Annotated in this window: 17 protein-coding genes, 1 tRNA gene and 1 other RNA gene; 6 read left to right on the top strand and 13 right to left on the bottom strand. The window is 70.6% G+C overall.

Annotated elements, in window-relative coordinates:
• The first annotated feature begins 430 nt into the window (after positions 1-430).
• Complete coding sequence (locus tag CLT75_RS29975; protein WP_135243470.1) at positions 431-970, top strand: hypothetical protein; 540 nt, start codon at positions 431-433, stop codon at positions 968-970.
• Between the two features lie 318 nt (positions 971-1,288).
• On the opposite strand, the gene CLT75_RS29970 is transcribed toward CLT75_RS29975, so the two are convergent.
• Both CLT75_RS29970 and CLT75_RS29965 read right to left on the bottom strand, forming a co-directional pair.
• A tRNA-Ala gene (locus CLT75_RS29970) sits at positions 1,289-1,361 on the bottom strand.
• An 88-nt stretch (positions 1,362-1,449) separates the two neighbouring features.
• Entirely contained in the window at positions 1,450-2,040 is a 591-nt protein-coding gene (locus CLT75_RS29965) for a YqgE/AlgH family protein (RefSeq protein WP_135243469.1), read from the bottom strand.
• Between the two features lie 149 nt (positions 2,041-2,189).
• Here CLT75_RS29965 and CLT75_RS29960 point away from each other — a divergent pair, with 149 nt between their 5' ends.
• Both CLT75_RS29960 and mdlC read left to right on the top strand, forming a co-directional pair.
• Positions 2,190-2,990: an S-methyl-5'-thioadenosine phosphorylase gene (locus tag CLT75_RS29960; protein ID WP_135243468.1), complete on the top strand. Its 801-nt coding sequence runs from the start codon at positions 2,190-2,192 to the stop codon at positions 2,988-2,990.
• A 109-nt stretch (positions 2,991-3,099) separates the two neighbouring features.
• Positions 3,100-4,692 (top strand): benzoylformate decarboxylase, encoded by a 1,593-nt coding sequence (gene mdlC / locus CLT75_RS29955; RefSeq protein ID WP_135243467.1) that lies wholly within the window; start codon positions 3,100-3,102, stop codon positions 4,690-4,692.
• A gap of 3 nt (positions 4,693-4,695) precedes the next feature.
• Here mdlC and CLT75_RS29950 read toward each other — a convergent pair whose 3' ends face one another.
• The 9 genes from CLT75_RS29950 to pruA form a co-directional block, all read right to left on the bottom strand.
• Positions 4,696-5,643 (bottom strand): hypothetical protein, encoded by a 948-nt coding sequence (locus CLT75_RS29950; protein WP_135243466.1) that lies wholly within the window; start codon positions 5,641-5,643, stop codon positions 4,696-4,698.
• A 40-nt stretch (positions 5,644-5,683) separates the two neighbouring features.
• Entirely contained in the window at positions 5,684-6,112 is a 429-nt protein-coding gene (locus CLT75_RS29945; protein WP_135243465.1) for a hypothetical protein, read from the bottom strand.
• Between the two features lie 180 nt (positions 6,113-6,292).
• Positions 6,293-6,668: a transfer-messenger RNA gene (gene ssrA, locus CLT75_RS29940) on the bottom strand.
• 103 nt (positions 6,669-6,771) lie between these two features.
• Positions 6,772-7,251 carry an SsrA-binding protein SmpB gene (smpB, locus tag CLT75_RS29935; protein WP_030271124.1) on the bottom strand — a complete coding sequence of 160 codons (480 nt, stop codon included), beginning with the start codon at positions 7,249-7,251 and terminating at the stop codon, positions 6,772-6,774.
• Positions 7,252-7,384: 133 nt separating this feature from the next.
• On the bottom strand, positions 7,385-8,260 hold the full coding sequence (gene ftsX / locus CLT75_RS29930; RefSeq protein ID WP_013284226.1) for a permease-like cell division protein FtsX: 876 nt from the start codon (positions 8,258-8,260) through the stop codon (positions 7,385-7,387).
• Between the two features lie 64 nt (positions 8,261-8,324).
• Positions 8,325-9,005: a cell division ATP-binding protein FtsE gene (ftsE, locus tag CLT75_RS29925; protein ID WP_013284225.1), complete on the bottom strand. Its 681-nt coding sequence runs from the start codon at positions 9,003-9,005 to the stop codon at positions 8,325-8,327.
• Between the two features lie 118 nt (positions 9,006-9,123).
• Positions 9,124-10,245, bottom strand: a complete 1,122-nt coding sequence (gene prfB / locus CLT75_RS29920) for a peptide chain release factor 2 (RefSeq protein ID WP_013284224.1) — start codon at positions 10,243-10,245, stop codon at positions 9,124-9,126.
• 35 nt (positions 10,246-10,280) lie between these two features.
• Complete coding sequence (locus CLT75_RS29915) at positions 10,281-10,796, bottom strand: PadR family transcriptional regulator (protein WP_013284223.1); 516 nt, start codon at positions 10,794-10,796, stop codon at positions 10,281-10,283.
• A gap of 135 nt (positions 10,797-10,931) precedes the next feature.
• Positions 10,932-12,560 (bottom strand): L-glutamate gamma-semialdehyde dehydrogenase, encoded by a 1,629-nt coding sequence (gene pruA, locus CLT75_RS29910; RefSeq protein ID WP_135243464.1) that lies wholly within the window; start codon positions 12,558-12,560, stop codon positions 10,932-10,934.
• Positions 12,561-13,014: 454 nt separating this feature from the next.
• Between pruA and CLT75_RS29905 the strand changes: the two genes are divergently transcribed.
• The gene (locus CLT75_RS29905; RefSeq protein WP_135244183.1) at positions 13,015-14,058 is read left to right on the top strand and encodes a hypothetical protein; all 1,044 of its coding nucleotides are present in this window, start codon (positions 13,015-13,017) and stop codon (positions 14,056-14,058) included.
• Between the two features lie 11 nt (positions 14,059-14,069).
• On the opposite strand, the gene CLT75_RS29900 is transcribed toward CLT75_RS29905, so the two are convergent.
• Positions 14,070-14,579: a DUF6912 family protein gene (locus CLT75_RS29900; RefSeq protein WP_135243463.1), complete on the bottom strand. Its 510-nt coding sequence runs from the start codon at positions 14,577-14,579 to the stop codon at positions 14,070-14,072.
• 197 nt (positions 14,580-14,776) lie between these two features.
• On the opposite strand from CLT75_RS29900, the gene CLT75_RS29895 reads away from it, so the two are divergent.
• Positions 14,777-15,004 carry a helix-turn-helix domain-containing protein gene (locus CLT75_RS29895; RefSeq protein ID WP_013474124.1) on the top strand — a complete coding sequence of 76 codons (228 nt, stop codon included), beginning with the start codon at positions 14,777-14,779 and terminating at the stop codon, positions 15,002-15,004.
• Between the two features lie 95 nt (positions 15,005-15,099).
• Positions 15,100-15,678 (top strand): Rv3235 family protein, encoded by a 579-nt coding sequence (locus CLT75_RS29890; protein ID WP_135243462.1) that lies wholly within the window; start codon positions 15,100-15,102, stop codon positions 15,676-15,678.
• 380 nt (positions 15,679-16,058) lie between these two features.
• Here CLT75_RS29890 and secA read toward each other — a convergent pair whose 3' ends face one another.
• Positions 16,059-18,959: a preprotein translocase subunit SecA gene (secA, locus tag CLT75_RS29885; RefSeq protein WP_135243461.1), complete on the bottom strand. Its 2,901-nt coding sequence runs from the start codon at positions 18,957-18,959 to the stop codon at positions 16,059-16,061.
• Positions 18,960-19,047 lie beyond the last annotated feature (88 nt).

Here is a 19,047-nt window from a genome sequence, read left to right as displayed (position 1 = left end):
GGTGCTGCTCCTTGATCAGGAGTTACACCGTTCGTTTTACAGTCCCTCCACCTCAGGTGACGTCAACGCGCACGCCGGCAGAGAGACCAATTGGAGGCGGGAATCCCAGTCCGCGCCGTAAGCATGCCGAAACGCCGAGTAATCGAGTTCGAGCTCAACCCGACCCGTCTCACTTCGGCCATCCGCCCGCGCCACCTTCACCGCCAGCGGAAAACCAGCCCGCCGCGCCGCAGCCCGATCCAACACCCGCACCGCCACCCGAGGCGGGACAGCCGCACCACCAGCCGCCTTCGCCGACGCCGCAGCGGGAGCGATGGCAACCGGCAGCCCGCCGACCTTCGCGCGGGCAGGAAGCCGCCGCGACCCATCAGCCGACAGCGGTAGATTCACCAGCGCTGCCCCTGCAGACGGCCACGACACCTGCGCCGGCTTGAACTTCTCCATCGCGGGCAGCGCAGCCTTCTTCGGCTTCACCGCCGACACCGGCACCGAACGATCCCGCGCCACCCCATCCGCCGCAGGCTTCGGCGTTGGCTTCGCCTGCGCTGGCACAACCGGCAACAACGACAACCCCACCGCCACCGCGGTCGGCAACGCTCCACGCCGTACCAGCCAACCCAGCCGCGCGAACAACCGCGACGAAACCAACCCACCCACCACGCCCCCCGAATCCACGAGCCAAGTGATCGAGGACGCTAAGATCACCACCCCTCCGCGTCAAGACCCGAACACAACTGGTGAGGATGACGTGCCCAGAATCGGACAGATGCAGTTGTCGATCTCACCAAGGGTGAGCGAGAGAAAGACTCAGGTCCGGCGCTACCTTTGTGGCTACGCCAAGACCGCTGCCGTCCGTCATGGCGTAGCTGCGGCGTTGCGGGGAGAGCCAGATGCTGGTGTGCTGCTCGTCCTGCTGCAGACGCACCCAGAGACTGTGCGGGCCGCAGCCAGAGCCAAACCTGAGCGCTGAGCCAACTTCTCCGGCAGCGCGCAAAATCAGGTTGAAATACCCTTTTCCGGTGGAAGAATTAGGCGCAGAAACAACATTCCACGTATATCAGCTCAATAGGCACCTTCGCGGCGTGATCACGCCCCACATTTTCGCTCTTGCAAGCCTTTGGGTCACGGCCACATAAAACACCAGGTAGGACGCGTCCCGGACGCGGTTGTCGATCTTGCTGTCCGGGTGAGAGTGTGGGGCGCAACTGTGAGTAAATCTTTGACCAAAAGATCAAGAAAAGCGACATCTCTCGATGAGAGATGTCGCTTGACCTGTACAAACACAAGGTGGAGCCGAGGGGACTCGAACCCCTGACCCCCACACTGCCAGTGTGGTGCGCTACCAGCTGCGCCACGGCCCCTTGCGGTCGTCCCCGGTCGCCCGGGCACGGAGAGAACTATACACACGCCGCCCGGCATGGTCATCTCGCGGGGGCCCTCGCACCCGGCTCAGTTCAGCGCCACATCGGGCGGGAAGTGGGCCACCGCCGCCATCATGCCGCCCTGCCGGCGCAGCACCATCGGCCAGAGATCATCCGGCCGGTCGACGAAGGCGTCGCCGGGCAGCGCGTCGAACACGAACCAGGAGCCCTCCTCGATCTCGCGCTCCACCTGCCCGGCGCCCCAGCCGGAGTAGCCGGCGAAGACCCGGATCCCGCCGACGGCCTCGCGCAGCTTTTCCGGGTCGACCGAGAGGTCGATCGTGCCGACCGCGCCGGACACACGGTGGAAGCCTTTGACCGGCCGGACGGGATGCCGCATGCGGGCCAGGCAGATGGCGGAGTCGGGCTGCACCGGGCCGCCCTCGAACAGCACCGCAGGGTCGCGGGCCAGGTCGCTCCAGTCGCCGAGCACGTCGGCCACGGAGACCTCGGTGGCCCGGTTCAGCACCACCCCGAGGGCACCGCCGGGTTCGTGGGCGACGAGCAGCACGACCGTACGGTCGAAGTTCGGATCTTTGAGCCCTGGTGTCGCGACCAGCAGTCGTCCGGTCATCGACTCCATGGCTCGGCCACCGATCGCCTGCCCCTCACCCTGCATGTCCGACACCCGTCAGCCGTGCGCCCGTACGGGCCCGAGGCCGTCGACCGTCCACCCTGTCAACGCCATGTCACGCACCATAGCCTGCGTCCGGCCCGCTGGTTAAGGTCTGGCGGGCGGGTGATCACGACGGATCGAGGGAGGGCCGGATGGCGGCGCAGGCCGAACTGGCGGTGATCGGCGGGTCGGGGCTCTACGCCCTGCTCGACGGGGTGGAGCACGTGGTGGACACCCCGTACGGCGAGCCGTCGGGCCCGATCACCGTCGCCGAGGTGGGCGGTCGCCGGGTGGCGTTCCTGCCCCGCCACGGGCGCGATCACCGCTACCCGCCGCACCTGATCCCCTATCGGGCCAACCTGTGGGCGCTGCGGTCGCTCGGCGTACGCCAGGTGCTGGCACCGTGCGCGGTCGGTGGCCTGCGGCCGGAGCTGGGTCCGGGGACGTTCGTGGTGCCGGATCAGTTGATCGACCGCACCAGCGGGCGCACGCAGACGTACTACGACAGGGGCGCGGTGCACGTGTCGTTCGCCGACCCGTACTGCCCGGCCGGGCGGCGCACGCTGCTGGACACGGCCGCCAGTCGGGGCGTGCCGGCGGTGGACGGCGGGACGGTTGTCGTGGTCGAGGGTCCGCGCTTCTCGACGCGGGCGGAGTCGCGCTGGTTCGCCTCGATGGGCGGCACGATCGTGAACATGACCGGCCACCCGGAGGCGGTGCTGGCCCGTGAGCTGGCGCTCTGCTACACGTCCATCGCGCTGGTCACGGACCTGGACGCGGGCGTCGAGGCGGGCGAGTCGGTCACCCACGAGGAGGTGTTCCGGGTCTTCGCGGAGAACACCGACCGGCTGCGCGGGCTGCTGCTGGACGCGGTGGCGGCGCTGCCCGCCGAGCGGGAGTGCGCGTGCGGGAGCGCCCTGGACGGGATCACGCTGCCGTTCCCGCTGCCCTGACAGCGGGAAGCGCCCGAAAAGTCGCCTTCGGCCCGATAGATTCGGCTGGTCGGGAGACTGGGCACCGGGCCGGCTCCGGCATCCGCGTGCGGAACGGAGGCAGCCGGCGATGGCGACGGTGCGGGAGGCGACCTACGACCTGCTGCGCGCGCTCGGCCTGACCACGGTCTTCGGCAACCCCGGCTCGACCGAGGAGCCGTTCCTGCAGGAGTTCCCGGCCGACTTCCACTACGTGCACGCGCTCCAGGAGGCGTCGGCGGTCGCGATGGCCGACGGCTACGCCCAGGGCACCGGCCGGCCCGCGCACGTCAACCTGCACACCGCGCCGGGCACCGGCAACGGCATGGGCAACCTGGTCACCGCCTGGCACAACCGGACCCCGCTGATCGTCAGCGCCGGCCAGCAGACCCGCGAGATGCTGCTGATCGAGCCGCGCCTGGCCAGCCCCCGGGCGGTCGAGCTGGCCCAGCCGTACGTCAAGTGGGCCCACGAGCCCGCCCGCGCGCAGGACATCCCGGCGGCCTTCATGCGGGCGTACGCCTCGGCGGTGCAGCCACCCGCCGGGCCGGTCTTCCTCTCCCTGCCGATGGACGACTGGGACCGTCCGGCCGACCCGCCGCCGCAGGTGCGTACCGTCGCCACCCGGATCGCGCCGGACCCGGACCGGCTGCGGAGCTTCGCCGGCGCGCTGGCCGCCGCCCGCGCCCCGGCGCTGGTGCTCGGCGCGGCGGTGGACCGGTCGGACGCCTGGCCGGACGCGGTGGCGCTGGCCGAGCGCCTGGCCGCCCCGGTCTGGGCCGCCCCGGCGCCGGAGCGAGCCGTGTTCCCGGAGCGCCACCCGCACTTCCGGGGCGTGCTGCCGTACGCGATCGGGCCGCTGTCGGAGGCGCTGCGCGGCCACGACGTGGTGCTGGTGGTGGGTGCGCCGGTGTTCCGCTACTACCCGCACGTGCCGGGCGACTACCTGCCCGGCGACGCGCGGCTGCTGCACGTCACCGACGACCCGGACGAGGCGGCCCGCGCTCCGGTCGGGGAGAGCCTGCTCGGTGACGCCGGGCTGACCATGGCCGCGCTGTGCGAGCTGCTGCCGGCGACCGACCGGGCGGCGCCGTCACCGCGCCCGCAGCCGGCCCTGCCTGAGCCGGCCGACCCGCCGAGCGCCGATGCGCTGTTCGCCGCGCTCGCCGCCGTGTGGCCGGCGGACGGGGTGCTGGTGCAGGAGTCGCCGTCCAACCTGGCCGCGCTGCGCCGCCGGCTGCCGATCGAGCGGCCGCGCTCGTACCTGACGATGGCCAGCGGCGGCCTCGGCTTCGGGCTGCCGGCGGCGGTCGGCATGGCGCTCGCCGAACGCGACACCGGGCGTGGCCGCCCGGTCGTCGCGGTGGTCGGCGACGGCTCGTTCCACTACTCGGTCCAGGCTCTGTGGACGGCGGCGCGGCTGCGCCTGCCGCTCGCCGTCGTGGTCCCGGTGAATCAGCAGTACGCGATCCTGAAGGCGTTCGCCGAGCTGAAGCACACCCCTGGCGTGCCCGCGCTGGACCTACCAGGGTTGGACGTGACGGCGGTGGCGCACGGCTACGGCTGCGCCGGTGAGGTGACCACGCTGGACGGGCTCGGCGCGGCGCTCGCCACCGCGCTCGACGCGGACCGGCCGACGGTGCTGCCGGTGCCGATCAGCACCGACGTGCCGCGGATCCTGTGAGCCTCAGCCGGGCCGGACGGTCAGCGGCGCGCCGCTGGCGGCATCCAGCACGGCCCGGCCGCCGAGCGGCGCGCTGAGCGTGACGCTCACCGGCTTCATCACGAGCTGCGCGGTGCAGGGGCCGGTGGGCGAGACGACGGCGCCGCCGATCACCACCACGTCCGGCCGTTCCAGCACCAGCGGCGTGGGCGGGCCGTCGCAGGCGCCGACGCCCAGCAGGTAGTCGATGCGGTCGCCCTCGACCGCCCGAAGCTGCTGCGCGGACACCAGGCCCGCCGGGAGCGGCCGGGCAGGCACCGCGCCGCCGGGGGCCCGGCCGGTCACGCGAGGTGCGACAGCGACCCGCGCCACCGGTACGGCCAGCTCGTCCACGGTGAACAGCCAGGCGGGCACCTCGGCACGTCCCCGGCTGGTCCACACCGGTGCCGTGCCCAGCCGTACCCCGGTCACGGTGAGCGCCACGCACGCGCCCGGCGCCGAGGTCGACACCGGGTCGTTCGGGCCGGGCCGCCCGGTCGGTGCCGGGTCCGGTGCGGCCGGGCGCCCGTCGCAGGGCGGCGGGTCGCCCTGGTGGAGTTCGGCGTACGCGTCGGCGGCGCTCACCAGCGGCACCCGCAGCGTGCCGTCGGGGAACCGGATCGTGCCGTCCTTCGGCACGTCGGCCGGGATCGGGATCTGGTCCCGGTACCAGCCGGCGCCGAACGCCGTCTTCGTCTCCTCGGTGAAGCCCGGATCGCCGGTGAGCACCGTCGGGTCCTGGAGCGGCACGTACCCGTCGCGCCAGCCCGGCCCGGGCCGCCAGCCCGCTGCCACCTCCTCGGCCCGCTCGGTGAAGGCGGGCCGCTGGTCCGGGCCGGCGGCGGGCGGGGCCAGCCCCGGATCGGCGCCGGGCGTGGCGCAGGCGGAGAGGGCCAGCAACGGGATCCCGAGCAGTGCGAGCACGCGACGCATACCGAGTTGGACGCGTGCCCGTCCCGGCCGGTTCCCGGCCTCAGTCCTCGCCGCCGAGGTCAGCCTGGTACGCCTCCCAGAGCAGGTCGGCGCCGTGCCGCCGGTGCCGGTCGAGCGCGCGCAGCAGGTCGCGGGTGCGCGCCCGCACCTCCGCGGCGGACACCCCTGGCAGGCGTACGGAGTGCTGGAGCGCCGCGAGCGCCGCGCTGATCGCGGCGTGCTCGCCGACCAGCAGGCGTACGCCCCGGTCCAGCCGGGGTGCGGCGCGCACCAGGTCGGCGTAGTGCCCACCCGTTCCCTCGGTGACGCGGACGTGCTCGGTGAAACCCCGCCGGACGGGGTCCAGATCGGTGAGAAGTCGCTCCCGCCAACGCGGCCCGGCGGTGGCCAGTGCCCGCCCGAGGGCGCGCAGGTCACCGGAGGCGCTCGGGAGCACGGCGGTCGGCTGCTGGATCGGACTGGTGACCATGGGGACACCTCCCGCTGCTGGGTGCGAACCCGTATGGCGATGGTGGACCTGGTTCCGGGCGCTGTCCAGCGGTCGGCGCCGCCTCATCTGCCCCGTCTGTATCAGCCGCCCCAGCAGGGCTCAACCACCCCGGACACGACTGTGCGCCCCGGTCCGGGTGGACGGGGCGCACAGTCTGTGTGGTGGAGGTGCCGGGAATCGAACCCGGGTCCTTCGCCGGTTTGTCAGGGCTTCTCCGAGCGCAGCTCGCTATGCCTCTACTCGGCCCCACCGCTCACGCGAGCAAGTTGGTGTGACGGGCCCAGTCGCTGATTGATCTCGCCGCACGGACCCCGCGACCGGGTCCGATTGGCCAGCCTTCTAGCTGATGCCGGCTAACTGGGTCGAAGGCACTCCCAGGCCGACAGACTTGCTACTCGCCTCAGGCGGCGAGAGCGAAGTCAGCGCGATTGTTCTTGGCGCTTATTGGTTTCCGACGACCGATTCTCGAGACGACGTCGGCTTCCTCGGCTCGCTTCCCCTGTCGCTGCGTACGAAGTCGAAACCAGTCACCCCCTCGAAGCGCTGCCCTTGTCGGCAGCACACCAAGCCTAACGCCTGGCGCAACCGGTTTCATCCCGAGGCCCGCCCGACGCGGGCCACCGGACGAACCGGACGTATCACTCACCCATGCCCTTGCCGCGCCGGCCCACCGCCCGGGCGATCTCCCGGTCGGCGTCCCGCTTGGCGAGGTCCTGGCGCTTGTCGTACGACTTCTTACCCCGGGCCAGGCCGATCTCCACCTTCGCCCAGCCGTCGGAGAAGTAGACCTGCAACGGCACCAGCGTCAGGCCGCTCTCCTTGAGCTTGCCCAGCAGCCGGTCGATCTCCAGCCGGTTGAGCAGCAGCTTGCGGGTACGCCGGGGCTCGTGGTTGGTCCAGGTGCCCTGGGCGTACTCCGGGATGTGCATGGCGTGCAGGTAGATCTCGCCGTCGCGCTCCTGGGCGAACGCGTCCACGAGCGACGCCCGCCCGGCCCGCAGCGACTTGACCTCGGTGCCGGTCAGCGCCATGCCCGCCTCGTACGTGTCGAGGATGGCGTAGTCGTGGCGTGCCTTCTTGTTGGAGGCGACCACCTTGCGACCCTTTTCCCGTGGCATCGGCGCCACCCCCTTCCTGATCGACTCACCGGCCACCGGCCGGCGAGCGGAGATCATGCTACCGGAACCACAAGGGCCCTCCCGCGCCGTTTATTCCGGCGCGGAAGGGCCCTCGGTGAGCCGTACGAGGTGACTAGACCCGCAGGTAGAAGCGGAGCGTGACCCAGGCGGTGACCGCGCTGACCACGCCACCGACGGCGGCCATCAGCGGGAAGGTCAGGAAGATCTCGGACCAGGAGATCGGGGTGATGAGGCCCTCCAGGGCCGCCATCGAACTGCCGGCCGACAGCAGCTTCACCCCGACCAACGCGAGCAGGCCCAGGATGGAGCCGAACAGACCGGCCACCACCGCCTCCAGCACGAACGGCGCCTGGATGAACCAGTTCGACGCGCCGACGAGCTTCATGACCGCCACCTCACGCCGCTTGCTGTACGCGGCGACCTGGATGGTGTTCGCGACGAGCAGCAGGGCGGCGATGGCCATCACGGTGGCGATCGCGAGGGCGCCGTTCTGGAACCCGCTGAGCACGCCGAAGACCTTGTCGAGCAGCTTGCTCTGGTCGACGATCGTGTCGATGCCCTCGGTGGCCTTGTACTTGTCGTAGATCGCCTTGTACTGCTCCGGGTCGTTCAGCTTCACCCGGTACGACTCGGGAAGCTGGTCCGGCTTGACGGCGCTGACCAGGTCCGGGGCGTCGGCGTACATCTGCTGGAAGCGCTCGTACGCCTGCTCCTTGTTGACGTACGTCGAGTCCTTGACCAGCGGGTCCTGGCCGAGCTGCTGGCCCAGCGCGTCGACCTGTTCCTTGGTGGCATCGGTCTTCAGAAAGATCGAGACCTCGACGTTCTCGTAGTAGAGGTCCTTCATGTCGCCGACCTTCTGGTAGAGAAGGCCGCTGCCGCCCAGCATGAACAGCGACACCGCCATTGTGATGATCATGGCGATGGTCATGGTGACGTTGCGCCACAGCCCGACCAGTACTTCGGACAGGACGTACTTCATCCGCATCGGGATATCCTCCGGCTCTCCGGCGTGAGGTTTCGTCGTCAGGGTCTACGGAACGTCGTCCGGCTCAGCCGTAGACGCCCCGGGCCTGGTCGCGCACGATGCGGCCGCTCTCGATCTCGATGACCCGGCGCCGCATCTGGTTCACGATGTTGGAGTCGTGCGTGACCATCACGACGGTCGTACCGGTGCGGTTGATCCGGTCCAGCAGGCGCATGATCTCGATCGAGGTGTCCGGGTCCAGGTTTCCGGTCGGCTCGTCGGCCAGCAGGATCAGCGGCCGGTTGACGAACGCCCGGGCCACCGCGACACGCTGCTGCTCACCACCGGAGAGCTCGTGCGGGTAGCGGTGCTCCTTGCCGCCGAGACCGACCAGCTCCAGCACCTCCGGCACGACCCGGCGGGCGACCGCCTTCGTCTTACCGATCACCTCCAGCGCGAACGCCACGTTCTCGTACGCGGTGCGGTTCGGCAGCAACCGGAAGTCCTGGAAGACGCAGCCGATGGAACGCCGGAAGTGGGGTCGCTTCCAGGAACGCATCGACGTGACGTCCTTGCCGTTGACGACGACCCGGCCCTTGTTGGGCGTGACCTCGTGCAGCAGCAACTTGATGATGGTGGACTTGCCGGAGCCGGATGGACCGATGAAGAAGACGAACTCGCCCTTCTCGATCGAGACGGACACGTTGTCGAGCGAAGGCCGGGACGCCTTCGGGTACGTCTTCGTCACTTGCTCAAGCTGAATCACGGGTCGGTAGTCTACGCGGTGTAACCGCAGAGCCAAGCCCCACGCCCCGCCGAAGCGGTGCGCGTCATCGATTTACCCGGTCAGCCCGAGATCGATGACGCGCTGCGTCCAACCGTGATCACGCACTGTCAGCGCTGAGCTGCTGCTGCTTCCGCCAGCGGATTCCCGCCTCGATGAAGCTGTCCAAGTCACCGTCGAAGACCGAGGACGGATTGCCCGTCTCCTGTTCGGTACGCAGATCCTTCACCATCTGATACGGGTGCAGGACGTACGAGCGCATCTGGTCACCCCAGGAGCTGGTGCTGCCGGTCTTCAGGCCGGCCAGCTTCTCCTCCTCCTCCTGCCGCTTGCGCTCCAGCAGCCGGGCCTGGAGCACCCGCATCGCGGAGGCCTTGTTCTGCAGCTGGGACTTCTCGTTCTGGCAGGTCACCACGATGCCGGTGGGGATGTGGGTCAGCCGCACCGCCGAGTCGGTGGTGTTGACGCTCTGCCCGCCCGGCCCGGACGACCGGTAGACGTCCACCCGGACCTCGTTCTCCGGGATGTCGATGTGGTCGGTCTGCTCGGTGACCGGCAGCACCTCGACCCCGGCGAAGCTGGTCTGCCGGCGGCCCTGGTTGTCGAACGGGCTGATCCGCACCAGCCGGTGCGTGCCGGACTCCACGCTGAGCGTGCCGTAGGCGTAGGGCACCTTCACCGTGAAGGTGGCCGACTTCAGGCCCGCCTCCTCGGCGTACGAGGTCTCGTAGACCTCGGTCGGGTAGCCGTGCCGCTCGGCCCAGCGCAGGTACATCCGCAGCAGCATCTCGGCGAAGTCGGCGGCGTCCACGCCACCGGCGCCGGCCCGGATCGCGACGAGCGCCTCCCGCGAGTCGTACTCGCCGGAGAGCAGCGTCCGGACCTCCATCTCCTGGATGGCCTTGGTCAGCCCGGTGATCTCCGACTCGACCTCGGTCAGCGCGCCCGGGTCGTCCTCGGCCTGGGCGAGTTCCAGCAGCACCCCGGCGTCGTCGAGCCGGGAGCGCAGGTCACCGAGCTTGGTGATCTCGCCGTTGACGTACGACAGCTGCGACGTCACCTGCTGCGCCTTGGCCTGGTCGTCCCAGAGGTCGGGGGCGGAGGCCTCCTGCTCCAGCCGGGCCTTCTGCTCGCGCAGCTTGTCGAGGTCGAGCACAGCCTCGATGTTGCGCAGCGTGGCGTCGAGGTCCTTGAGCTGTTCGGCGTAATCGGCAGCGGTCACGACAGACAAGACTACTGCCTGGTCGACGCGGGTGGTCAGCCGACGGGCGCGGTCTTCAGCCAGGACAGCGCCGCCTTGTGGTAGGCGACGGCGAACTCCAGCGCGCTGGCGTCGTAGCTGTCGCCTTCCTTCTTGGCGTTCTTGACCTGCTCCCGCACCGCCGCCAGCGCCTCGGTGTGGTACTCGTTCGCCGTCGCGTACAGGTTCTTGAGCTGGCTCGACGAGTGCAGGTCACCGAACGCGATCCGTAGCGCTATCGGGTTACGGATGGTGTCCTTGCCGGGATTCTCCGCCAGCCAGCGGGAGAATGTCCGTTTCCCGGCCGCCGTCAGCGCGTACGGCTGACTCATCCGCGGCCCGGGCTTGCCGAGACGCACCAGACCCTTCTCGGCCAGGACCGGCAGCTCCCGGTAGACCTGACTGCGGGTCATCGACCAGTACGGCGCCAGCCGGCGCTCAGCGGCGGCCATCAACTGGCCGCCAGTCATCGGGCCGTCGTGCAGCAGGCCGAGCAGAGCTGCTGCCGTCGGGTTGACTCCGGATTCCGCCATGCCCTCTAAGCTGCCACTTTGTCGGCTCTGGCGTCCAGGATTTGCTCATTTCGGCACCCGATGACGGGTCCGATGTGCACTGTCGGATGAGGAAGAGGGCCCGCCCCGGCCGGGACGGGCCCTCTTGCGAGCGTCTCAGCCCATGTGCGGGTAGGCGTGATCGGTCGGCGGCACGAACGTCTCCTTGATCGTCCGCGGCGACATCCAGCGGACCAGGTTGTGCCAGGAGCCCGCCTTGTCGTTGGTGCCGCTGGCCCGGGCGCCGCCGAACGGCTGCTGCCCGACCACCGCGCCGGTCGGCTTGTCGTTGATGTAGAAGTTGCCGGCGGCGTACCGCATCTTCTCCGCCACCTGGTCGACCACCCGGCGGTCGGTCGCGAAGATCGACCCGGTCAGCGCGTACGGCGCGATCGACTCGGCCTGGGTGACCACCTCGTCGAAACGGGCGTCGTCGAAGACGTGCACGCCGAGGATCGGCCCGAAGTACTCGGTGGTGAACGTCTCGTGCGCGGCGTCGGAGCACTCGAACAGCGTCGGCCGGACGAAGTAGCCGACCGAGTCGTCGGCGGTGCCGCCGGCCAGGATGCGGCAGGAGTCGTCGCCCTTGATCAGCTCCAGCGCGGCGGTGTGCCGGCCGAACGCCTTGTCGTCGATCACCGCGCCGCCGAAGTTGCTGAAGTCGGTCACGTCGCCGTAGGTCAGCGAGTCGGCGGTGGCGGCGAGCCGGTCGCGCAGGCCGCCCTCCCAGATCGACCGCGGGACGTACGCCCGCGAGGCGGCCGAGCACTTCTGGCCCTGGTACTCGTAGGCGCCCCGGATCAGCGCGGTGTGCAGCGCGTCCACGTCGGCGCTGGAGTGCGCGACCACGAAGTCCTTGCCGCCGGTCTCGCCGACCAGCCGGGGGTAGCCCCGGTAGCGGGCGATGTTGTCGCCGACGGTCTTCCACAGGTGCTGGAACACCTTGGTCGAGCCGGTGAAGTGGATGCCGGCGAGGTCCGGGTCGGCAAGCGCCACCTCGGAGACCTCCTCGCCGCGCCCGGTGACCATGTTGATCACACCGGGCGGCAGGCCGGCGGCCTCGAACAGGCGCATGGTGAAGTGCGCCGCGAACTGCTGGGTCGGGGACGGCTTCCAGACCACCGTGTTGCCGAGCATGGCCGGCGCGGACGGCAGGTTGCCGGCGATCGCGGTGAAGTTGAACGGGGTGATCGCGTAGACGAACCCCTCCAGCGGCCGGTGGTCGAGGCGGTTCCAGACCCCGGGCGAGGACAACGGCTGCTCGGCCAGGAGCCGCCGGGCGAAGTGCACGTTGAACCGGAGGAAGTCGATCAGCTCGCACGCCGAGTCGATCTCGGCCTGGACGGCGGTCTTGGACTGGCCGAGCATGGTGGCCGCGTTGAGCGTGTCCCGCCAGGGGCCGGCGAGCAGGTCGGCGGCGCGCAGGAAGATCGCGGCCCGCTCCTCGAACGGCAGCGCACGCCACATCGGAGCGGCGTCCTTGGCGGCCTGGACCGCGGCGCGGGCGTCGTCGTGGGTGGCGTGCCCGGTGACGCCGAGGACGTGCGCGTGCTTGTGCGGCTGCACCACGTCGATCGAGGCGCCGCCGGCCATCCGGCGCTCGCCGGCGATCGTCATCGGCAGCTCGATCCGCTCGGCGGCCAGTTTGGCCAGCCGCCGCTGGAGCCGTTCCCGGTCGGCGCTGCCGGGCTCGTAGGTGTGTACCGGCTCGTTGATCGGCTCGGGTACGGAGAACACGGCGTCCATCACAGGCTCCTGGCGATCTCGACGGCGACGGCGAAACCGGACCCGCGGGCGCCGGCCGGCGGCCGGACGCCGGACACCGCGGGGTCAGCGGCGGCGGGACCTGGCCCGATTCTGTCACGAGACGCCCCCGCGGGCCGCGCCTCCCCGGTACACCGGACAGCCGGATCATCTCGGGACCGTCGGCTCAACCCACCCACATCCGACGAAACATCGGATCACAACCCCGTTCATCGACGATTCGTCGGCACCCGCGCGGACCGGTTGATCCACTCCACCTCGGGGCGACGGCGGCATCCGAGCCTTCGGGACGCCACCACATCGGCGTCCTGCAGTCGATCAAGGCGCGAACGGCACACGGCCCGCCCGGGGAGCGGTGGCACGCCGCGTACGCTGGATGACCGGTGACCTGCCCGGCCCGGCGCGGGGAGATCCGGCGACCGTCGAAGGGAAGACGATGAGCAACCAGCCCGGCAGCTCCACGGCCGCGGAGACGGATCAGCCCGAGGCCGTCGAGCCCACGGGCGACGGGACCGCCGTCGAGACGTCCTCCGGCGAGGAAGCAGCCGGGCACGCGGACGAGGGCACTGTCACCGGCGGGCGGCCGGAGTTCGCGCCGGGCGCGATCGTGCTCGCCCTGCTCTCGGCCGGGTGGCTGGCCGCCATGCTCTGGTCCACCCGCGAGGCGATCCACTCCACGGCGGCAGGCGTCACCGCGATCAGCCTCTCCGCGTACGCGCTGCCCGGCGTCATCACCGCGGCGCTGGTCACCGGCGCCACGGTGGCCCTGCTCGCGACGAACCGGCTGGGTCGCGCCACGCTGCGCTTCCTGGCCGCCGTCGGCACCGGCCTCCTGGTCGGGCTCGTCACCGCGGTGGCGATCAACCTGACGTACGCGGACAACGCCACCACGAACACCATCGCCGGTACCGCGGCGGCGGCAGCGATCATCGGCGGGGCGATGGCCGGCGCGCGCCAGGCCCGGGTGGTGGGGGCGATCACGCTCGCCACGCTCACCGCGCAGATCTTCGTGGTGCTGTTCAGCCGCGTCCGCGATCCGCTCTCCGACCTGTTCGGCGCCGGGGAGACCCAGCAGTCGGTGCTCGACGCCGCGAAGTGGGTCTCGCGTACCGAATCGTTGCTCGCCGGGCTGCTCGCCGGCCTGGCCGCGTACCTCTATCTCACCTGGTCCCGGCGCCGGGCGGAGCGCCGCGACGGCGCCGCGTTGCCGCTGCGCTGGCCGGCCTACCTGGTCGCCGGGGCGGGCGCGGGCCTGCTCCTGCTGCTCACCGAGGTGATCATCCGGATCGGCGGCCGCGGGCTGCTCGACCTGGCCGCCGCGCTCAGCGAGGCCGACGAGGTGGCGCAGACCGCGCTGGGCACCTCACGGGTGGACAACGGGATCTGGGTGCTCTTCGTGGGTGCGCTGACCACGCTCATCGTCTTCGGGCGCACGCTCGGGCCGCGCCCGGTAGAAGACGAGGACGAGCCGGCGGCCTGAACCGCGCGCCGTCAGCCCGCCTCGCGCAGGAGCAGGTCCAGCTCGGTCACGTCGTACCACTCCAGTTCGTGGTCCTCGGCGCCGTCGACGATGAACTGGGCATCCGGGTCGCCGGCCTGGGCCTCCACCACCACGTCGACGGCGGCGGCCACGTCCTCGACCGCGTCCGCGCCGTCCACGTGCAGCGCGGCGACCGACTTCACCGGCACCGGCCCGGCAGGTCGGACCACGCTCGACCCCAGCTCGCCGCCGACCCGGTCGACAGCACGGGCCGGCAGGTCGGCCGAGACGACCACCCGTCGCCGGGGCGCGGCGGGGTCGTGCCGGAGCAGGAGCAACGCGTCCTGGGCGGCCCGGGTGAAGGCCACGTACTCCAGTTCCTCCTCGTCACCCTCGGCGTACCACTCACGCAACTCCGGGGTCACGGCGTGCGCCGCCTCGGCGCTCAGCCCCTCCTCGCGCAGACGGGCGAGCATGGGAACGGTCGCCGGCAGGTACACCCGGACAAGCTCGTCGGTCACCGGTCACTCCCACACTCAGGCCGATCGCCGGCGGACGCCGACTCCGGGCGCCGATCATGCCGTACGCCGAGACCGTCATACACCCGGCACCCGCGCGGGTGAAGTCTCCCGCCGGTGTGTCTCCCGAACGGGCGCGTGGCGATGTCACCTGGTGATGGCAAACTGAAGCAAACGCAACCAACCCCGGGAGTCACACCGTGGAGTCGAGGTTCCTGCTGCTGTCCGACGTCGCCGCCGAGCTGAACGTGTCGGACTCGCAGGTCTACCACATGGTCCGCAGCGGCGAACTGCCCGCGATCAAGATCGGTGGCCGGGGTCAGTGGCGGGTCGAGCGCGCCCGGCTGGAGGAATACATCGAGCGCAAGTACGCCGAGACGGCCGAGTGGGTACGCGGCAACCCGCTCGGCGAGCGCGACGAGGAGTGACCGCCCGGGTACCGCCTGCCATTGACGGCGGTCGTCCGAGTCCGGAAAGATGAGAGCCTGTCGGAGGCAAACGAAGGCAAACGCAAGGATTCGAGATGGTCGACACCCGCCGTCCACGCGCACCCCGCCCGCCGGTCCGTCTCCGGCCCGCCCCGCCGCTCGACCCGCCGTGCACCGACGAGGAGCCGCTCTGGAGTCCCGTCGGTCAGCTCACGCTCGACCTGGCCGACCCGCGCCGCCGTGCCGCCACACGCCCCGCCGGCCGCCCACCGGACCCGGCACCCGCCTGGCCCCGCTGGTCCGGGGCGCAGGCGTCAGCCCTCGCCTCCGCCACACCCGAGGGAGCGCGGGCGGCGCACCGGTTCGTGCGCACCTTCCTGGAGATCGTCAACGGCTTCCGGCCGCCCGGTCAGCTCCGGCCGCTCTGCCTGCCCGAGTCGGCCGGCCCGGTGGCCGCCGAGCTGACCCGCGCGGCCCGCCGGGTGCCACCGGTCCGCCGCCGTACCGCCCGGCCGGCGCTGCTGCTGCGGCGCCTGCGCGTGTGCGAGCCGCGCGCGGGTGCGGTCGAGGCCACCGCCGTGTTCGCTGGCGCCGGCGGCGCGAGCTGGGCGGTGGCGATACGCCTGGAACGCCGCCGGGGCACCTGGCTGTGCCAGGTCCTGGACGTCCTTTGAGCCCGGCCATCGCCTCCCCGACCTGGCCCGACGCGCCGATCGGTGTGCGGACGCCCGGCGCCCGGCGCCCGGCGCGATCTTGGTACCAAACGGCCCTCATAGGGGCCCTTTCCTACCAAGATCTCCACCGCTTCCACCAAGCGGAATGCCAATCTCGCTCAGCGGGAGGCTCGCCGCAGCAACCAGCCGAACGAGGATCTCCGCCCACGCCACCCCACCAACCCCCGCGATCTTGCACTTTCGGACCCCCGATGCCGGCATGAATCGGTCACAACAGGGGCCGCAACTGCAAGATCGGCCGAGGGAGGGCGCGAGTGAGGACGGGAGGACTGCGACGGGCCCAGGCCTTGGTGGCCGGGGCCCGTCGTGGGCGTTCGGGGTCAGTTGCCGCCGTTGGGCGAGCCGTGGCAGCGCTTGTACTTGCGGCCGGAGCCACACGGGCAGGGCGCGTTACGGGACGGGCCCTCACCGCCGTCGACCTGGCCGGGCGCGGCCCGCCGGGCGGTGCTGGCGGCCACAGCCTGGCCGCTCGCCCCGGCCGGAGCACGGCGCGGCGTGGTGGCGGCCGGGCGCTCCGAGGACTGCTGGCCGATGCCGAGCGCCGGTGCCTGCTGCTCGGGCCGCTCGATCACCGGGGCACCTCGGCCGGCCTCGCCGTCCACGGCGGGCGCCGAGTATTGCAGGCCCTGCTGCTGCGGCGCGCGGTTGAGACCCTTGGCCCGGATCTCCACCGGCTTGTCCAGCAGCTGCACCTCCTCGGCCTCCGGCTCCGCCTCCTCGACCTGGACGTCCAGGTTGTAGAGGAAGCCGACAGTCTCCTCCTTGATGCCGTCCATCATGGAGGCGAACATGTCGAAGCCCTCGCGCTGGTACTCGATGACCGGGTCGCGCTGGGCGTACGCCCGCAGGCTGATGCCCTCCTGGAGGTAGTCCATCTCGTAGAGGTGCTCGCGCCACTTACGGTCGATCACCTGGAGCAGGACCATGCGCTCGAGCTGGCGGACCGCCTCCTCGCCGAGGCTCTCCTCACGCCTGTCGTACGCGGCGTGCGCGTCCTCCTTGAGGCGGGCGAGCAGGAAGTCCTGGTCGATGCCCGAACGGGAACCGACCTCCTCCTCCAGCTCCTCGACGGTGATCCCCACCGGGTAGAGCTGCTTGAGGCTCGACCAGAGCTGGTCGAGGTCCCAGTCCTCGGCGTAGCCGTCGCTCGTCGCGCCGACCACGTACGCGGTCACCACGTCGTCGATCATGTTGCGGACCTGGTCGGACAGGTCCTCGCCGTTGAGCACCCGGAGGCGCTCGGCGTAGATCACCTGGCGCTGCTTGTTCAGCACCTCGTCGTACTTGAGGACGTTCTTGCGGATCTCGGCGTTCTGGCCCTCGATCTGGGCCTGGGCGCTCCTGATCTGGCGGGTGACCATCTTCGACTCGATGGGCACGTCCTCCGGGATGTTGAAGCGGTCCATCACGGCCTCGACCGCGCCGGCCCGGAAGCGCTTCATCAGCTCGTCCTGCAGCGACAGGTAGAAGCGCGACTCGCCCGGGTCACCCTGCCGGCCGGCACGACCGCGCAGCTGGTTGTCGATCCGGCGGGACTCGTGCCGCTCGGTGCCCAGCACGTAGAGCCCACCGGCGGCGGCGACCTCCTCCGCCTCGACGTCGCACGCCTGCTTCCAGGTCGGGAGGATCTCCTCCATCGCCTTGGCGTACTCCTCCGGCTGCTCGACCGGGTCGAGCCCGCGCTGGCGCAGCTCGTTCGCGGCGAGGAACTCGGGGTTGCCGCCGAGCAGGATGTCCGTACCGCGGCCGGCCATGTTGGTCGCGACGGTGACCGCGCCCTTGCGCCCGGCCTGCGCGACGATCTCCGCCTCCTTGGCGTGGAACTTCGCGTTCAGCACCGAGTGCGGGATGCCGCGGCGGCGCAGCATGTGCGACAGGATCTCGGAGTTCTCCACCGAGACGGTGCCGACCAGCACCGGCTGGCCCTGCTCGTGCCGCTCGGCGATGTCCTCGACGACGGCGTTGAACTTGGCCTTCTCGGTCTTGTAGATGACGTCGGGCCGGTCGAGCCGGACCATCGGCCGGTGCGTCGGGATGGTCACGACGCCGACCTTGTAGACCTTGTTGAACTCGCCCGCCTCGGTCTGGGCGGTACCGGTCATGCCGGAGAGCTTCTCGTAGAGGCGGAAGTAGTTCTGGAGCGTGATCGTGGCCAGGGTCTGGTTCTCCTGCTTGATCTCCACCCCCTCCTTGGCCTCGATCGCCTGGTGCATGCCCTCGTTGTAGCGGCGGCCGTGCAGGATGCGGCCGGTGAACTCGTCGACGATCAGGACCTCACCGTCGTTGACGATGTAGTCCTTGTCGCGCTTGTACAGCTCCTTGGCCTTGATCGCGTTGTTCAGGTAGCCGACCAGCGGGGTGTTCACCGACTCGTAGAGGTTGTCGATGCCCAGGCGGTCCTCCACCTTGGCGACGCCGCGCTCGGTGATCGCGATGGTGCGCTTGGCGTAGTCGACCTCGTAGTCGCCCTCGCCGTCGGTGCCGGGCTGGAGCCGGGCCACCACCGTGGCGAACTCCTGGTACCACCGGGCGGAGTGCTCGGCCGGACCGGAGATGATCAGCGGGGTACGCGCCTCGTCGATCAGGATCGAGTCGACCTCGTCGACCACGGCGAAGAAGTGGCCGCGCTGGACCAGCTCGTCTTTCGACCAGGCCATGTTGTCGCGCAGGTAGTCGAAGCCGAACTCGTTGTTCGTGCCGTAGGTGATGTCGCACTCGTAGGCCGCGCGGTGCTCGCTGGCGGGCCGGTTGGGCAGCACCACGCCGACGCGCAGGCCGAGGAACTCGTGGACGCGGCCCATCCAGGCGGCGTCGCGCTCGGCCAGGTAGTCGTTCACCGTGATCACGTGCACGCCCTTGCCGGCGAGCGCGTTCAGGTAGACCGGCATGACCGAGGTGAGCGTCTTGCCCTCACCGGTCTTCATCTCCGCGATGTTGCCGAAGTGCAGCGCCGCGCCACCCATCACCTGGACGTCGTAGGGGCGCTGGCCGAGCACCCGCGAGGCGGCCTCGCGGCACACCGCGAACGCCTCGGGCAGCAGGTCGTCGAGGGTCTCGCCATCCTCGAGCCGCTCCTTGAACTGCTCGGTCATGCCGCTCAGCTCGTCGTCGCTGAGGTTGACGTAGTCGTCCTCGATCGAGTTGACGGCGGCAGCGATGGCCTTCAGCCGACGCACCATGCGGCCCTCGCCGGCGCGAAGGAACTTTTCCAGAATCGACACGGATCAACGCTCCCCTAGACGGTCTCGAACCATCGTAGGCGCTCCGACGCGACGATGGTCACTGGTGGCGGCGGTCGGGCTCCGGAAC

It is taken from the genome of Micromonospora sp. CNZ285 (assembly GCF_004637285.1).
The sequence above is the reverse complement of the archived record's forward strand: the minus strand, read 5'-3'. Positions and strand labels throughout refer to the sequence as shown.

What these genes read in the sequence shown, in the direction of transcription:
- CLT75_RS29960 (WP_135243468.1), top strand. Translation starts at nt 2,190, where the DNA reads ATGGCGGCGCAGGCCGAACTGGCGGTGATCGGCGGGTCGGGGCTCTAC.
- CLT75_RS29965 (WP_135243469.1), bottom strand. Translation starts at nt 2,040, where the DNA reads ATGCAGGGTGAGGGGCAGGCGATCGGTGGCCGAGCCATGGAGTCGATG.
- ftsX (WP_013284226.1), bottom strand. Translation starts at nt 8,260, where the DNA reads ATGCGGATGAAGTACGTCCTGTCCGAAGTACTGGTCGGGCTGTGGCGC.
- smpB (WP_030271124.1), bottom strand. Translation starts at nt 7,251, where the DNA reads ATGCCACGGGAAAAGGGTCGCAAGGTGGTCGCCTCCAACAAGAAGGCA.
- CLT75_RS29945 (WP_135243465.1), bottom strand. Translation starts at nt 6,112, where the DNA reads ATGGTCACCAGTCCGATCCAGCAGCCGACCGCCGTGCTCCCGAGCGCC.
- CLT75_RS29905 (WP_135244183.1), top strand. Translation starts at nt 13,015, where the DNA reads ATGAGCAACCAGCCCGGCAGCTCCACGGCCGCGGAGACGGATCAGCCC.
- CLT75_RS29890 (WP_135243462.1), top strand. Translation starts at nt 15,100, where the DNA reads ATGGTCGACACCCGCCGTCCACGCGCACCCCGCCCGCCGGTCCGTCTC.
- CLT75_RS29950 (WP_135243466.1), bottom strand. Translation starts at nt 5,643, where the DNA reads ATGCGTCGCGTGCTCGCACTGCTCGGGATCCCGTTGCTGGCCCTCTCC.
- CLT75_RS29915 (WP_013284223.1), bottom strand. Translation starts at nt 10,796, where the DNA reads ATGGCGGAATCCGGAGTCAACCCGACGGCAGCAGCTCTGCTCGGCCTG.
- pruA (WP_135243464.1), bottom strand. Translation starts at nt 12,560, where the DNA reads ATGGACGCCGTGTTCTCCGTACCCGAGCCGATCAACGAGCCGGTACAC.
- mdlC (WP_135243467.1), top strand. Translation starts at nt 3,100, where the DNA reads ATGGCGACGGTGCGGGAGGCGACCTACGACCTGCTGCGCGCGCTCGGC.